Source organism: Alteromonas sp. 009811495, from assembly GCF_028865455.1.
GTDB lineage: Bacteria > Pseudomonadota > Gammaproteobacteria > Enterobacterales > Alteromonadaceae > Alteromonas.
On record NZ_CP113972.1, the window covers coordinates 3,705,212 to 3,720,377 of the forward strand.

12 protein-coding genes are annotated in these 15,166 nt (G+C 43.9%); 6 read left to right on the forward strand and 6 right to left on the reverse strand.

All coding sequences use genetic code 11. The features are described from left to right. Nucleotides 1-101 precede the first annotated feature (101 nt). Nucleotides 102-3,311 (reverse strand): TonB-dependent receptor, encoded by a 3,210-nt coding sequence (locus OZ660_RS16685; RefSeq protein WP_202262543.1) that lies wholly within the window; start codon nt 3,309-3,311, stop codon nt 102-104. A 382-nt stretch (nt 3,312-3,693) separates the two neighbouring features. On the opposite strand from OZ660_RS16685, the gene OZ660_RS16690 reads away from it, so the two are divergent. The 5 genes from OZ660_RS16690 to OZ660_RS16710 all read left to right on the forward strand — a co-directional run bounded on the left by OZ660_RS16690 (nt 3,694) and on the right by OZ660_RS16710 (nt 8,572). Continuing rightward, nucleotides 3,694-4,590: a PhnD/SsuA/transferrin family substrate-binding protein gene (locus OZ660_RS16690; RefSeq protein ID WP_159627733.1), complete on the forward strand. Its 897-nt coding sequence runs from the start codon at nt 3,694-3,696 to the stop codon at nt 4,588-4,590. Next, nucleotides 4,587-5,537: a hypothetical protein gene (locus OZ660_RS16695; protein ID WP_274741705.1), complete on the forward strand. Its 951-nt coding sequence runs from the start codon at nt 4,587-4,589 to the stop codon at nt 5,535-5,537. Before OZ660_RS16690 ends, OZ660_RS16695 begins: the two co-directional genes overlap by 4 nt. 179 nt (nt 5,538-5,716) lie before the next feature. After that, the gene (gene udk, locus OZ660_RS16700) at nt 5,717-6,340 is read left to right on the forward strand and encodes a uridine kinase (RefSeq protein WP_014950808.1); all 624 of its coding nucleotides are present in this window, start codon (nt 5,717-5,719) and stop codon (nt 6,338-6,340) included. Between the two features lie 12 nt (nt 6,341-6,352). Continuing rightward, nucleotides 6,353-7,564, forward strand: coding sequence for a NupC/NupG family nucleoside CNT transporter (locus tag OZ660_RS16705; RefSeq protein WP_159627729.1), 1,212 nt, complete (start codon nt 6,353-6,355; stop codon nt 7,562-7,564). A gap of 168 nt (nt 7,565-7,732) precedes the next feature. Next, a complete protein-coding gene (locus OZ660_RS16710; protein WP_202262545.1) occupies nt 7,733-8,572 on the forward strand; it encodes an isopenicillin N synthase family oxygenase in 840 nt (279 codons plus the stop codon). A gap of 62 nt (nt 8,573-8,634) precedes the next feature. On the opposite strand, the gene OZ660_RS16715 is transcribed toward OZ660_RS16710, so the two are convergent. Next, nucleotides 8,635-9,789: a tetratricopeptide repeat protein gene (locus OZ660_RS16715; RefSeq protein WP_274741706.1), complete on the reverse strand. Its 1,155-nt coding sequence runs from the start codon at nt 9,787-9,789 to the stop codon at nt 8,635-8,637. A gap of 217 nt (nt 9,790-10,006) precedes the next feature. On the opposite strand from OZ660_RS16715, the gene OZ660_RS16720 reads away from it, so the two are divergent. Beyond that, a complete protein-coding gene (locus OZ660_RS16720; RefSeq protein ID WP_274741707.1) occupies nt 10,007-10,426 on the forward strand; it encodes an MAPEG family protein in 420 nt (139 codons plus the stop codon). Here OZ660_RS16720 and OZ660_RS16725 read toward each other — a convergent pair. The 4 genes from OZ660_RS16725 to OZ660_RS16740 all read right to left on the reverse strand — a co-directional run bounded on the left by OZ660_RS16725 (nt 10,415) and on the right by OZ660_RS16740 (nt 15,033). Continuing rightward, nucleotides 10,415-11,095: a 3'-5' exonuclease gene (locus OZ660_RS16725; RefSeq protein ID WP_274741708.1), complete on the reverse strand. Its 681-nt coding sequence runs from the start codon at nt 11,093-11,095 to the stop codon at nt 10,415-10,417. The genes OZ660_RS16720 and OZ660_RS16725 overlap by 12 nt on opposite strands. A gap of 31 nt (nt 11,096-11,126) precedes the next feature. Then, entirely contained in the window at nt 11,127-12,956 is a 1,830-nt protein-coding gene (locus tag OZ660_RS16730; RefSeq protein WP_274741709.1) for a DUF294 nucleotidyltransferase-like domain-containing protein, read from the reverse strand. Between the two features lie 100 nt (nt 12,957-13,056). Continuing rightward, nucleotides 13,057-14,763 (reverse strand): sodium:solute symporter family protein, encoded by a 1,707-nt coding sequence (locus tag OZ660_RS16735; RefSeq protein WP_202262550.1) that lies wholly within the window; start codon nt 14,761-14,763, stop codon nt 13,057-13,059. A 3-nt stretch (nt 14,764-14,766) separates the two neighbouring features. Continuing rightward, a complete protein-coding gene (locus OZ660_RS16740; protein WP_159627715.1) occupies nt 14,767-15,033 on the reverse strand; it encodes a DUF4212 domain-containing protein in 267 nt (88 codons plus the stop codon). Nucleotides 15,034-15,166: the final 133 nt, after the last annotated feature.

Here is a 15,166-nt window from a genome sequence, read left to right on the forward strand (position 1 = left end):
ATGAAAGGGAAAGCGGAGCTATTGAATTTTGGGCATAAAAAAGTGCCACCCCCGATTAAGGAAAGTGGCACCTAACACTACAATTGGTTCACACCATTGGATTAGAAGTCGTATTTAATACCGAACTGAACTTGCCAAACAGACTGGTCAAGAACTTCTAGGTTCTTAATACGGCTGTCGCTGTTCAGGTCAAAGTACTCGTACTGACCATCAACGATGTTTGCAGAAACCACTGCACGCTCATACTCGTAACGAGTACGCTCGATACGACCCCAGTCGTCATTTAGTAAGTTACCGAAGTTCTCGATATCGAAGAACACAGTAAGCTTATGCTCTGGGTAGAATGCAGGTAGTTGCTGCTGAATACGTACATCGATGATAGTAGACCAACGAGAGTTGTCGCCATTACGCTCAGCGATGCCGCCTTTGTACTGTGCAAGCTCAGAGCTGTTGATGTAATCAATGAACTCTTGCTGAGCAGCTAGGTCGCCACCGAATGACGTAGATGCAAACAACGGATCGTCGATACCGTTAGGAACGTATAGCAAGTGACCCGCATCATCGTTACGGCTTTCACGCGCACAACGACCGCCACCAACATCTAGCACACACGCGTTGTTTTCGTCGAATGTGTAGCTGTAAGGCTGACCTGAACGACGTTCAGCAAATACAGACACTTTAGTCTCGTAACCGTCGATTAGCTCTTTGCTCCAGTTGAAGCGCATTTTCCATAGGTGCTCAGTCTGGAAGTTAGACGTACCAGCACGTGGCGCTTGGCGGTCATAAGCTGCGAAGTCAGAGTAGTTTGATGTTGCAGTAGATGAAGTACCGTAGCCCACATCTTCTACATCAGCGTATGTATAGCTAGTGAAGAAGTCGAACGAACCGTAAGACGTTTCCCACGCTTTTGACGCAGACAATGCGTATAGCATAGCGTCGCCGTCGTCTACAGAACCTGTAACAATCGCTTCTGGACCTTCGCTACAGTCGTATACGCCACGACCATCTGGTGCTGTTCCAACAGGGTTTTCACAGCGCTGGTCATACCAGTAAGTTGCATTTTCAAGCTTGTTATATAGAACGTCAGCAGAGAACAACCAGCCTTCAAGTACTTCGATTTCTGGCTCGTGTGCAACACCCAAGCTTACTTTCCATGTAGTAGGAATTTCGAAATCTGGTGCTAGTGCATTTACAGTGCCGTCAGGTGCTGTATTCGCTAGCGCATCAAGTACATTTTGAGGGATATACTGACCAGTAGCCGCATCAGGCGTAGTTGGTACTTGGTAAGTTTGGCCAGAACCAAAATCTTCGTAATCATCAGAGATCACGCCATCGTTAGAGTAGCTGTTTGAAATCCAAACACTTGGTGCACCACCAGAGAAACGACCAATACCACCACGAACAGTTGTGTAGTCAGACGCATACCACTGGAAAGACACACGAGGAAGAATTACGTCAAGACCATCGATGTCTGTCGTGTTTGTGAAACCGTAGCGGTCAACAAAGTTTTGGTTTTCACGGATAGAGCCTTCTGACTCATACCAGTCATAGCGAATACCGGCGTCGATAGTTAGCTCAGCTGACGCTTCCCATGAATCTTGGAAGTATAGTGAGTTGTAGTTATAACCCCAGATTGCACGAAGGTCGTTTTCGTTGTTAGTAACAGCGTTGTTATAAAGAAGCGCAGACGCTTGTGCATTTGCTAAGTCTTCAATGCTGTCGAACAAGTATGAACCTTCAGAGTTCTGCGCAAACAAGTTGTCTACGTCTACTTCTTCACGCTCGTAACCAAGTTTAAGGATGTGGTCACCAGTAGTGTAAATACCTACTAATTTAACTTGGAAGAAGTCTTGGTCTAGTGAGTTACCGTGACGGAAACGGTCTGGACCAATTGTTAGGTAGTTCTCATCGCCATCTACTTCACGTAGGAAAACAGCGAAGTTAGGGAATTCTGCACCGTTAAGTGAGTTCTGGCCAGTTTCCTGAGTCGTACTTGCAATCTTGAACTGAGTCGAGAAATTTGACGTCCAGTCAGAGAAAACGTGAGCAATGAAGCTTTCAACTTTTTCTGAGCGGTCGTACCATGCAGAAGAAGGAGAAATTCTGTCATCTTGAGTTAGGAAGTTATTACCGTTCTGCTCATTAATAGCGTTACCTTCGGTACTCATGTAAGTGAACTTAGCACGGTGATCAGCATTGATGTTCCAGTCGATGTTAGCAAGGATCTTTTCGTCCTGAACATCGTCTTTCTGAAAGTCACCGATATCGAAGCCCCATACATCAGAAACGACTTGGCGAACTTGCGCAACATCATCTAATGTAATATTCGGGAATTCGTTAACCGCACCTGAACCCGCTGGGCCATTGTTCAGTGGAGCAACAGAATCAAACTTGTCATATGCAACAAAGAAAAACAACTTGTCTTTGATGATTGGACCACCAAGTGTTGCAACGAACGTTTTTTCTTCGAAGTCGAAGTTAAACTCTTCATCACCGTTCTTGTCGCCCATCATTGAGTCGTCAGTGTAGTAGTAAGCTACTGAACCGTGGAACTCGTTAGTACCTGATTTAGTTACGGCATTGATTGTACCGCCAGTAAAACCGTTGTACTCAACGTCAAACGGAGCAGTTTGGATTGAAAGTGATTCAATTGCATCGTAAGAAATTGGTGAACGCTGAGTTGGGTAACCGTTAGCGTTAAGACCGAAACGGTCATTTAGTGCTACACCATCAACAGTTAAAGAGTTGAAACGGTTGTTTGCACCAGCAATTGTTAGTTCTTTCGCACCACCGCTTTGCACGTTAACAGACGCAAACGGGTCTAGTTGAGCAGCATCAGTGATGTCACGGTCAATTGAAGCAACTTGGTTAAGTGCTTCTAAACCTAAGCTAGTGCTCAAGCCTTCGTTAGTATAGCCAGTACCAGCACTGCTACCCGTTACAACGATAACTTCGGTGCTTTGAGCAGATTCAACAGTGATAGGTAATGCAAGCGCCTGGTCAAGAGAAAGATAAACGTTCTCTACTTTTGTAGGAACAAAACCGTCGCCTGTAATCGTTACTGTGTATGGACCACCAACACGAAGACCACGTGCTGAGAAGGTACCACTTTCGTTTGTAGTTGCAGTAGATACTGTACCTGAAGGTTCGTGCTTGATGGTAACTGTTGCACCAGCAAGGTTTGAACCAGCTTCACTAACAACGTTGCCTCGAATTGCTGACGTTGTTGTCTGCGCCATAACTGTACCAGCTAGGCCAGCAGAAACAGCAACAGCGATAGCAACGCGGCTGAGTTTTGCTTTGAAGTTCATGTGTGTGTTTCCCTTTTTGTTTAAAATTCTTTTTTATGGACTTGCGCAGGGCGTTGTCCCTATCAAGACCATTGACTATTTTAGTACCGCGAGAAATTGTTATCGAGGTTCATGTCAAATTTATTACAGTTTTACATTTTTATTTAACACCAATCGCCCGAGGCTAGTGACTTTGCAAAAAAATACTTGACCACATGGTCAAGTTAATTTACTTGTTATTATTGTTGTCTATCTGCAGCGATTGGACGGTTCTATTCTTGGCAGATGTGCGACTAATAAACAGCGTTTAATAAAAATCAGGTTTACCTATAAAAATAAACCTTATTTCAACAACTTAACGCTTTAAAATAAATTTACCTATTGCAATAAATAACCTTAACTGATGAAATCCCTACATAAATCGTTAATTCATTTGGTCGTTTTTTTGGCGAATTTTAGAATTGTTGCCTCCGGAAAGTGGATATTATTTGTCATCGTCGCTATCGCGTGCGGTGCTTTTAGCTATTTACAAAAAAACAATATTTATAATGACATTACCCCGCAAACCGGTCAATTTTTATACTGCAAAACTGAATTAAGTGCGAATAGCGACATTTTTTCAGTGTACGTTACCGATGGCCGCATTGCTGAAATGGCAAGAGACAGATTGTGCGCTGACAGCACAATAAAAAGGCAATTCGGCGAAGTAAAAATTATCATCGGCCAAAGCGACTACGACACCTTTCGCTACATCAACCACGGCGTTGTTGACCTAGCATTAGTGAAAAAGAACGTGGTCGACGCTTTTGGCGCTGACCAAATATATGGGTTGTCTAGAGTGGCATCGCACCCTAATTACAGTGCCTTTTTCATTGCGTTACGCGAACGCCCGCAGTTAAATAAAGAATACTTGCTTGGTAAAAAGATTGGTCTATTAGATTACCCCAGTAGTCGCTCAGGCCACATTGTGCCCAAAACTGTTCTACAAAATTTAGGGTTAAGCGACACAAACGTATCAATTGTATATTACAGTTCGCACCAAGAGCTTCGAAGAGCACTGTTAGCAGGTGACGTTGATATTATTTCGTCTTATTGGGCTGAAGATGACAGTGACCGCTTTTCAAGAAATTACGCAACACCGTTACAAGAAAGCATAGGTGGAATGCAGTGGTATCTAAAAATGCAGACACAAAACACCGATTTGTTCTGTGCTATGCAGTCTGTTGTACATGAAATAGCTATGGCTCACCCGCGACCATATTACAAAAATATTACACTTGAAGCGGGGTGTAACAAATGATCAAACCTAAGTTCAAATCACCTGCACGCATAGCGTTAAACTGGGCACTGCTATTTCTGTGCTTACAGACTATTGCGCTAATTGGCCAGTACTTTTCATTTAAGGCTGATATCCATGAAGCGCAAGATAAAGTCGAACGCCGTATAAGCCTAGACAGCGCATTTCTAGATGTGGGTAATGAAACGCTTAATACGCCAGTCAATCAGTACGCTATCTATCGCTATTTAGATAGATTAAATAGCGAACTCACTAAAGAAGGCTATCCTGTCTTAGTGAGTCATATTCAGGAAATCAGCACCCAATCTCAAGATTTCACACAATACCCTGACGTGACATCTACCTTACTGATGAATGCAGAGCAGCACATTGTACTTGAGATGCGCAGTAAGTCGCCATGGAGTGGGGTGGGATTTAGTTTTATAGCATTGATTTGCTCACTTTTACTGCTTCCAGTATTTGCTATTGCAACGAAAAAGCGTAAAAAAGTGTCTGCTGTTGAAGAAGAATTGCTGCCGCCAACACCTAAGCTCATTATTAACCTCAAAGATAAAACACTTGCCAACGGTGTTGATGACAAGGTGGTTGCACTACAGAATAAGCCATTATGTTTCTATACTGCTTTAGTTAAGTTTTGTATTGAGTACCCCAATCAGCCGCTTCCTCCGCATAAAGATGTGCCGCATGAACTGATGATTCTTGCTAACAAGAGCTTTGGTAGACTGATTGAACTTGGCCATACCAAACGTAAAAGGCCAGACTTTAACGCGAACTTAGACAAAACCTTGAGCGAGATCCGTGCAGCCCTTGATGAAGTGTTTGCCGGGTTCACTGAAGAAAAAGAAATATACTATCCACCTCGGGCTCAGGGCGAGGGCTCTCGCTCTAAGCAACATTCCTATGCCCTGTCGGAAATAAAGTTAGAGGATATTGAAATAATAGGTAATTAGTAGCGAAAACTGACCATTTGGAAAACTTTTTGTGTTTTTTTAAACGCACTGCAATGCCTTGAAAATACAATAAAGTTAAAGCAAAGACCGATCCAAAAACGAAGATCTTGTGAATATAACATTGATTCGCGAGGCCTAAACGCGTATCTTTGCACCAAGAAAACCAGCTTTATAGTACTATGCAATCGCCATTAATTATTGCCATTTCTGGAGCTTCAGGCTCTGGAAAGTCTCTTTTTACAAAAAATTTGTTTAACGGCTTCAGTGCGCAAGGTCGCCCTGTTCAAGTGCTGCGTGAAGATCATTACTATCGCGCACAGGATCACTTGCCCATGGAGCAACGTGAGAAGAACAACTACGACCACCCTAATGCATTTGAACATGAGCTATTAAAAGCACATCTTCAAGCATTGCGTGATGGTCAACCCATCGACTATCCACACTATTGCTACAAGACGCACACTCGCCTTCCAGAAACCGAGCGCCTTAATCCTGCGCCTGTAATTATATTGGAAGGCATTATGCTGTTAGCGCGTACAGACTTACTTCCTTTGTACGATGTGAAAATCTTTATCGACACCCCGCTTGATATTTGTTTAATGCGTCGAATGATGCGTGACTTAAAAGAGCGTGGTCGTAGCATAGAATCTGTGGCAAAACAGTACGAAGAAACTGTAAAGCCAATGTACCATCAATTTATTGAGCCTAGCCGTTTTACTGCCGATGTTGTGGTAACACAAGGTGGAAAAAATCAAATTGCATTAGATGTGATCAAATCACACATTCAGCAAGCGCTTCTTTAAGGGAATTCACATATGGTTAGTTTATTGGGCATCGCGCTCCTGTTGGCTATTGCCTTCGCATTATCATCGGCGAAGCGCAGTATTAATTGGCGTACGGTGGGTGGCGCATTTGCTATCCAAGCATCCGTTGGTGCTTTCGTCCTTTATTCTGAACCAGGCAAAGAAGTCTTATTGGCGGCGACTCAGTTTGTCGCCAACATCATTGCGTACAGCCAAGAAGGTATTAATTTCTTATTCGGCCCAATAGGCGATAAGTCAATCGCGTTTATTTTCGCGTTCAATGTGTTGCCCGTTATTGTCTTTTTCTCTGCGTTAATTGCCGTGCTGTATCACCTTAAAGTGATGGGCGTTATCATCAAAGTCATCGGTGGCTTTTTGCAAAAAGCACTGGGAACAAGCCGCCCAGAGTCAATGTCTTCGGCTGCCAATATTTTTGTTGGCCAAACAGAAGCACCATTAGTTGTGCGTCCGTTTATACCCCATATGACCAGTTCTGAGTTGTTTGCCATTATGGTGGGTGGCCTCGCCTCTATTGCGGGTTCTGTAATGGCTGGCTATGCAGGTATGGGCGTTGATTTAAAATACCTACTCGCTGCCAGTTTTATGGCTGCGCCGGGTGGTTTATTAATGGCAAAAATCATTTTGCCAGAAACCAGTAAACCCAATGAAAATTTGAATGACGTAGATGCGGAAGATACCGGCTACGCCAATGTATTTGATGCTGCTGCTAGTGGCGCAGCGTCAGGCATGCAACTTGCGTTAAACGTAGGTGCCATGCTACTCGCTTTCATAGCACTTATCGCGATGTTCAACGGCCTTGTTGGCTGGACAGCTGCGCTATTTGGCTATGAAAATGTAACGTTTGAAGGGATCCTGGGCTATGTGCTTCAACCTCTCGCATGGGCAATCGGCGTACCATGGGAGGAAGCACAACTTGCAGGTAGCTTTATTGGTCAGAAAATGGTGGTCAACGAATTCGTTGCATACCTCAATTTCTTAGAAAACCAATCACAGCTATCTGAAGCGTCTCAGGCCATTATCACCTTTGCACTTTGTGGTTTTGCAAACTTCTCTTCTATCGCTATTTTGATGGGTGGAATTGGTGCTATGGCACCAACACGCAGAAAAGAAATTGCGCGACTGGGATTAAAGGCTGTTATTGCTGCAACGTTATCCAACTTGATGAGTGCCGCACTAGCGGGCTTTTACCTCTCACTCGGTTAAAATTTGTTAAAACAGACTAATTGGTCAAGTTTTTACTAGACTAATTGGTCAGGTTTATGTAAATTACGCGCAAATTCCTCGTGGAGTTGATTTGTATCAATTTCACGACTTTTTTCTGTAGCCCGTCTACCTTTATAATGCCGCAGTCAAAATATACGGGATAAAGTTATGCAATTAGTTGCTGTTGATTACCAAGCGGAAAACGCTCAAGAAGAATTCGTGAAGTCACTTCGCGAGACAGGGTTTGGTGTTTTGAAAAACCACCCTATCCAGCAGTCATTGGTTCAAGGTATTTACGATAACTGGCAGGGCTTCTTCGATAGTGAAGAGAAGAATGACTACCTGTACAACAAAGGTAAACAAGACGGATTTTTCCCTCAGAGTGTTTCTGAGGTAGCCAAAGGCTTTACGAAAAAAGATATTAAAGAATATTACCACTATTACCCTTGGGGCCAGTGCCCTGAGTCATTGCTACCGCAGATTTCTCAGTATTACTCTGAGGCCAACACGCTAGCAAAAGAGCTACTTGGGTGGATAGAAAAGCATTCACCTGCTGAGGTAAGCGCAAAGTACAGTCAGCCACTTGGCGACATGATCAAAGATTCAGATCAAACGTTACTACGTATTTTGCATTACCCACCGCTTAAGGGTGATGAAGAAGTAGATGCAATCCGCGCTGCGGCCCACGAAGATATTAACTTGATTACTATCTTGCCGGCAGCAAATGAGCCTGGTTTGCAAGTTCAAGCTAAAGACGGTAGCTGGTTAGAAGTGCCTTGCGATTTTGGAAACCTAATCGTAAATATTGGTGACATGCTTCAAGAAGCATCGGGCCATTACTTCCCATCAACTACCCATAGGGTTGTTAACCCAGATGGTGCTGATATGACGAAGTCGCGTATCTCGTTGCCACTGTTTTTGCACCCTAGACCAGATGTTGTTCTTTCAGAACGTCATACTGCAGGGTCATACCTGCAAGAGCGCCTCCGTGAGCTGGGCGTTATATAAATTAAGTTCCTTTTGTAGTGTTATTCTTTGCCGCAGCTAGTCTGCGGCTTTTTTTTGTTTAGTTATCGGCTTGCAAGCGCAGCTATTTTCGACATATAACGCGATCTATCCTGTTCGTTAGGTGAATGCCTTACCGCTTTCTCCAAATAACGCTGGGCGTTATTAACATCACCAAGCTGGTGATAGGTTCTGGCAAGACTAAACAATATTTCATGACGGCTATCGTCGATGCGCAGTGCTCGTTGGTAATGCTCTATAGCCCTTGCATACTTCCCTTCATCATAATCTTGCTCACCCAATATAAAATGATAGTAAGGGTTACTGCGTCGTCTTGCTTCTACCATTTCAGTTATTGCTTTAGCTTCTTCATCTCGCTCTTGGTGAATGTACAAGATAGCCAAGTTTTCCCATGCAGTTAGATGGCTATCATTGATAGTAAGCGCATGCTTATAAGCAAGTTCCGCTTGTTCATACGCTCCCACCATTCTGTACAGTACACCTAAATTAACCCAACTTTGTTGGAGTGATGGCGATAGAGTAGCCGCTGCACGAAAGTAGCTGTAAGCTCGACTGTAGCTGTTCGCTACGAGCGCATCGGCGCCTTTATTATTGTAGAACATGGATAACACCCGCTCCTTTGGCACAGCATTGCGCGGGAAGTCACTTTGAATCATTTGTGGGTCGAAATCTATATCTGCATAAGATGAACCAATCGACACCAGTAATGGCTCATTGGGAACGGCGACGCGTAAGTTAATATGACCATTTAATAAGCTAAAGCCGTCTCTTCTTGTCCAATACTCAGGAATATCAACTTCGTAAAATGTTGCTTTTAATCCTGCATGCTCAGCCAATGCATAGGCCATAATTGACAGTGAGAGGCAATTGGCAGCCCGATTACTAAAAGTTGTGTTGGCCGTAGTATTGGCGCTATTTCGGTAAAGTACGCCGTGTTCTGAACGCCCAAAAATAGATTTTACCAAGCGTTTTACATTTTTTTCCGAAGCACTGCTTTCGTATACAGCACGTTCGGCAAACTGCTGCGCCTCTTCATCGAGGTAAAAAATTTCTTCTGGGGTTTCAACGGGGAATAGTCCGTACGACGGAAATAAACTGTCATCAAGTAATGTTGGCGACGCACTTGTCACTTTTCGTTCTGTCGACTGACAGGCTACAAGAAGGGTACATAAGACCACTATAATTATTCGAGTATTCATCACAGGCACCTCTTGTTACTCGATACATTAAGTATAGTCCTAGCGCCTATATTTACATTTTTTTTACATCCCGTTTTTAGCTCACTTTGTCGCTTAATCGCAATAGCTTGTAAACTGGTCGTCAAACGCAGCCTAGTTACAGAAAGTTAATCATCGACTAGCTTTCGATCCATCTCTTCACCTGCCGCGTAACGATTTTGAAGAAATGGAGATTCATATGTTTATTGTTTACTCATATAGTATTGCCGGTTTGCTGGTGATCCTAGCCACCGTATTTCTGCAAAATATCGTTGCCGCAGTAGCGCACCGCAAGCAGTCACATTATGTTCCAGGTAAGGTGAGCAAGTCGCTCTCTCACGACAGCTTTGTGTTTAGAAGCCACCGAACATTTCATAACTCGCTAGAGAATATTCATCAGTTTGTGATACCCGCTTTACTGTGTATTCTGCTTGGCGCTCCCACTACCGTTTTGGCTTGGTTGGTATGGATCTATGCCGCTGCTCGCATCATTCATATGACCCTTTATTACGCCATTGCCACCGAAAAGAATCCCAGCCCGAGGAGCTATTTCTATATGCTTGGTGTACTTTGTACCGCAGGCGTTTTTGCGCTGGCCTTCTACGCGTTATTTACCTAGCTTATATCGCCCTAGAGCCTGAGTATGCGATAGTGATTTAAGCGTATCGCCTGATGTCACCCCAAGCTGGTTTAACTGTGCAAATAAGAGCTCTAATGTGGCCAGTGCGTCGTCAAGGGCATTATGCTCAGGGAACGCAGGAAGGTTTAAACGTTGTCGACACACACCGAGTGTTGCACTGTTGTTCGGCAACACTTGGTGTTGTTTATTAAGCTGATACATAGCGAGTTTTAGCGTATCGACATAAACAACTTCAATATCGGGCAGGTTTAGTGCTTCAAATGCCCTATCCAACGCACTTAAATCTAGTGCTGCGTTGTGAAAAACAAGAATACTGCCCTCTAACAGAGGCAATAACGCGTTCATCGCGTGTTTAAGGGTTACGCCTTGTGATACTAGGTCATGGGTAAGACCGTGAATAACGGGGCTTTGCCCTAAGTCCTCAGATGTATTCACTACGCAATAGCCACAGCTTGATAGATTGAGTCTTGCGTTTTGCCCTTCTACGTACCCTACAGAAGTAATCGCTGTGGTTGTCGGGTTTAAGCTCGTCAATTCTAAATCAATGGCGACGAACCGACATTCGCTTAACGTTGTATTAGTTTGAGTTGCAATGGCATTGTTTGGACTCAATTTAGAAAACCAAGACGAAATTAGTTGTGAAATCACATTTTGACCTTCATTACGAACTCACACATTTTTACCCCATACCACCAGAAAATTTCATTACCATAGCTTGGTTAGTGCGCTCAATGGCTTTAAATGCTGCTTTTAGTTGATGCTTTTCTATAGATGATAATGTGCTTACTGAGACGCAGTTATCAGTAACTTTATTTTCCAGCTGATGTCGCCACCTAAGCCTATTTAAGAATAACCATATATCTTTGAGGTTTGCTGCATCTCTTTTAGATAATTGAGATGACTCAGATAGCGCTTCTAATCTTGCAAGAGTATTTGGCATCAATTGCCCGTCAGCTAGAGCATAAATGCGCGCAATATTATTGATAAGTGCAACGGCCCGTGTCTTAAGATCAATACTGTCTTTGTGTTTACGTCCTTTTTCGTAAGTAAAGCGTTGAAATGTAGATAGGGGTACTGCTACATCATTGCTGTGGCGCACCAAGGCTGCCAAAAACATATTTTGTTTAAGTAAGGGTGCTCGCTGTTTTTGCATTGCTTTGAACAAGCTACTATCTCCTGCTGCACAGCGTACATCCAAATAGATATTGAAATGCATGATGGCATCTTTTGTAGGCGCAGCAACCCACTGCTTTGCTTCGTCTATGGCTTGTGACAGTGAAAGCCTAAGCGCAGGATTGCTCGCCATAATATTACCGTCACACAGTTTGATCCCGCATTTTGCTAAACCGTTACATACATACTCTGCCATATCAGCAAAGTACTTCGCTTGCTGTTGGTTAGGCTCACTCGCCAGTAGCAGACCATTATCTTGGTCTGATCCCATAGTTTGATCTTCACGAGCCTGCGAGCCATACACCAACCACGCAAACATCATTGGCGCTTTGCCATGCTCTTGCTGGAAAAAACCAATGAGCTTGCGCGTCATAATATCCGTTGCTTGAGATAGTATTTTTCCTGCGATATCAAAATCACCCGCTCGCTTTGCATGAGCAGAGAAATAATGAGGTAGCTGCCAAGAAAGGCGCGTTAACTCATATAAGTTTTCCGCTTTTGAGAGCTCACCAATAATGAATAAAACGTTACCCCGTTGATGCCTAATAATATCGCTCGCCGTTATCATACCTAACGGTTGAGATGACAAATGGTCAATGACGGGAAGATGATGGATGTTTTTTTCAGTCATTAACGCCATGGCGTCAAATAAGGTTCTATTGCCGTTAATTTGCGTTGGGTTAACCGTCATAATCTCGCTGACGGGTAAATGGGTGTCTAATGATGTCGCCACAACCCTTGAGCGCAAATCTCTATCAGTCACAATACCGACAAGCTTGGTGCCGTCGGTTACCAAAAGCGACGATACTTTTTGCTCGGTCATCAATTGCGCTGCATTGCAGATTGGTGTGCTTGTGTTAACCGAGACGGGTGCTTTACTAATTACATCGGTCAACCCCTTGTAAAGCCACATGGAATTGCTATCGGCAATAGCATTATTTTGCAGTGCATTATTGCGAAGCCCAACAAAGAAGTTCCCTATTGCAGAGATTTTTAATAATGACGTAACCCGTTCGGCCTCAAAACAAAACACTAAGCCAGGACTATCTACCGTTACCGATAATGCCGTTTTGCGATTGTCCATAATGGCCGGATAACCAAAATAATCGCCTTCACTTAAATGGCGTATTGCACCTTGACCATCCTCTACAGAGAATTGTCCACTTTGTATTAAATAAAGCTTTGCTGCATCTTGGCTAAGATCAGTTGCATTATCAGCAGTAAGGTAAATTATCTCAGCACCTTTGATCAAATGCGCTCTTTGCTCATCCTCCAGCACATCAAATGGCGCTGAAGTAGAAAGGAAATCTTCAACCTGCTTTGCAATTGCTGCCATATGTTGTCCTCAACATGTCACAACCTTGTGTGAAACAAAAAACCAACCTACTCACTCGCGTCAGTAGGTTGGCAATATTGCTTTTTCAGAGATTTACTTCCTAGTGAACTGACGCTTCGCCTGCTCCTTTCGGATAACGAATGCTCTCTACGAGTTCTTGAATCTCTTCAGGCGCTTCGTCAGTTACCTTGAACACAAGGAATGCCACAACAAAGTTCACCATCATACCAAGTGTTCCGATACCTTCTGGCGACACACCGAACCACCAGTTTTCAGGTGTATTGGCCGCTGGGTTAACAAACTTGAAGTAAATGATGTAGGTTGCTGTGAAAGCAAGACCAGAAATCATGCCCGAAATAGCGCCCTTGTCATTCATACGTTTGCTAAAGATACCCATGATAATAGCTGGGAAGAAACTTGATGCCGCTAAGCCGAAGGCGAAAGCGACCACCTGCGCCACAAAGCCCGGGGGATTAATGCCGAAGTAACCTGCAATTACAATGGCCACACCCGCTGCCAATCGCGCATACATAAGCTCCGCTTTGTCGGTGATATTCGGCATAAAGTTTCGTTTCAATAGGTCATGCGACACTGACGTGGAGATAACCAATAATAAGCCTGCAGATGTTGACAGCGCTGCTGCTACACCACCAGCCGCGACGAGTGCTATAACCCATGCTGGCAGATTCGCAATTTCAGGGTTGGCTAATACCATGATATCGCGGTCAACTTTCATCTCGTTGCGCTCATCGCCTGAGTAGAACATCTTGCCATCGCCGTTTTTATCTTCAAAACCGATTAGGCCAGTTTGCTCCCAGTTCTTGATCCACGATGGTGCCTCAGCATAGCTCGTACCCGTCATTTCAGAACCATTGATTGTCTCAATCATGTTCACGCGAGCAAATGCAGCAAGAGATGGCGCTGTTGTATAAAGTAGTGCGATAAACGCCAACGCATAACCTGCTGACTTACGTGCGTCGTGAACCTTTGGAACAGTGAAGAAACGAACGATTACGTGAGGAAGACCGGCTGTACCCACCATTAGCGCGAAAGTAATAAAGAATACGTCGATAGTGGATTTTGTGCCCGAGGTGTATTCGTTAAAGCCCAATTCTACGGACAGCATATCGAGTTTCTGCAGCATGTACATTCCGGAACCATCAGCAAGTGTGGCACCAAAACCTGTTTGCGGAAGAATGTGACCTGTTACCATAATTGAAATAAATACGGCTGGAACGATATAAGCAAAAATCAGTACGCAGTATTGCGCTACCTGTGTATAGGTAATGCCTTTCATACCGCCTAGTACGGTGTAGAAGAACACGATAACCATACCGATTACCACACCTGCCACAATGTCTACTTCTAAGAAGCGACTGAATACTACACCTACGCCACGCATTTGACCTGCAACATAGGTAAAGCAAACAAAGATGGCGCAGAATACGGCAACGGTTCGCGCGGTTTGTGAATAGTAACGATCTCCAATAAAGTCTGGTACCGTGAATTTACCGAACTTACGTAGATAAGGTGCAAGGCATAGCGCAAGCAATACATAACCACCTGTCCAGCCCATAAGGTAAACCGCACCGTCATACCCCATAAACGAGATAAGACCTGCCATAGAGATAAACGACGCTGCTGACATCCAGTCGGCTGCGGTAGCCATACCGTTCATCACAGGAGGCACGCCACCACCCGCTACGTAGAAGTCGTTTGTTGAGCCAGCACGTGCCCAAATTGCAATTGCAATGTATAGTGCGAATGATGCACCAACAATGATAAATGTGAGTGTTTGAACGTCCATGGCTTACTCCTCGTCTACACCGTAGCGTTTATCCATCGCGTTCATTTTTGCCATATAGACAAAAATCAAAGCAACGAACACATAAATAGAGCCTTGCTGAGCAAACCAGAAGCCCAGTTTAAAGCCAAAGAATTGAATTTCGTTTAATGCATCGACAAACAGTATGCCGGCGCCAAATGATACGATGAACCATACGACCAAAAGCTTGGCAAGGAGTGATAGGTTCTCCCTCCAATAAGCTTTTTTGTCTTCTTCGTTTCTAAATGCCATTGTTTCACCCTCATGTCAGGTTAACTAGTTGTTATGTTTTTACATTTTCCTAACGCCCGGCTTTGTTAACGTTATTGCCGCATAACATGGTGGGTTGTAAAAACCACCCAATGCAGCAAAGTCAAGCATTTAG

Excerpts from the sequence above, each read along its gene's own strand:
- OZ660_RS16730 (WP_274741709.1), bottom strand. The coding sequence starts at position 12,956 with ATGGCAGCAATTGCAAAGCAGGTTGAAGATTTCCTTTCTACTTCAGCG.
- OZ660_RS16740 (WP_159627715.1), bottom strand. The coding sequence starts at position 15,033 with ATGGCATTTAGAAACGAAGAAGACAAAAAAGCTTATTGGAGGGAGAAC.
- OZ660_RS16720 (WP_274741707.1), top strand. The coding sequence starts at position 10,007 with ATGTTTATTGTTTACTCATATAGTATTGCCGGTTTGCTGGTGATCCTA.
- udk (WP_014950808.1), top strand. The coding sequence starts at position 5,717 with ATGCAATCGCCATTAATTATTGCCATTTCTGGAGCTTCAGGCTCTGGA.
- OZ660_RS16685 (WP_202262543.1), bottom strand. The coding sequence starts at position 3,311 with ATGAACTTCAAAGCAAAACTCAGCCGCGTTGCTATCGCTGTTGCTGTT.
- OZ660_RS16695 (WP_274741705.1), top strand. The coding sequence starts at position 4,587 with ATGATCAAACCTAAGTTCAAATCACCTGCACGCATAGCGTTAAACTGG.
- OZ660_RS16705 (WP_159627729.1), top strand. The coding sequence starts at position 6,353 with ATGGTTAGTTTATTGGGCATCGCGCTCCTGTTGGCTATTGCCTTCGCA.
- OZ660_RS16715 (WP_274741706.1), bottom strand. The coding sequence starts at position 9,789 with ATGAATACTCGAATAATTATAGTGGTCTTATGTACCCTTCTTGTAGCC.
- OZ660_RS16690 (WP_159627733.1), top strand. The coding sequence starts at position 3,694 with ATGAAATCCCTACATAAATCGTTAATTCATTTGGTCGTTTTTTTGGCG.
- OZ660_RS16735 (WP_202262550.1), bottom strand. The coding sequence starts at position 14,763 with ATGGACGTTCAAACACTCACATTTATCATTGTTGGTGCATCATTCGCA.
- OZ660_RS16710 (WP_202262545.1), top strand. The coding sequence starts at position 7,733 with ATGCAATTAGTTGCTGTTGATTACCAAGCGGAAAACGCTCAAGAAGAA.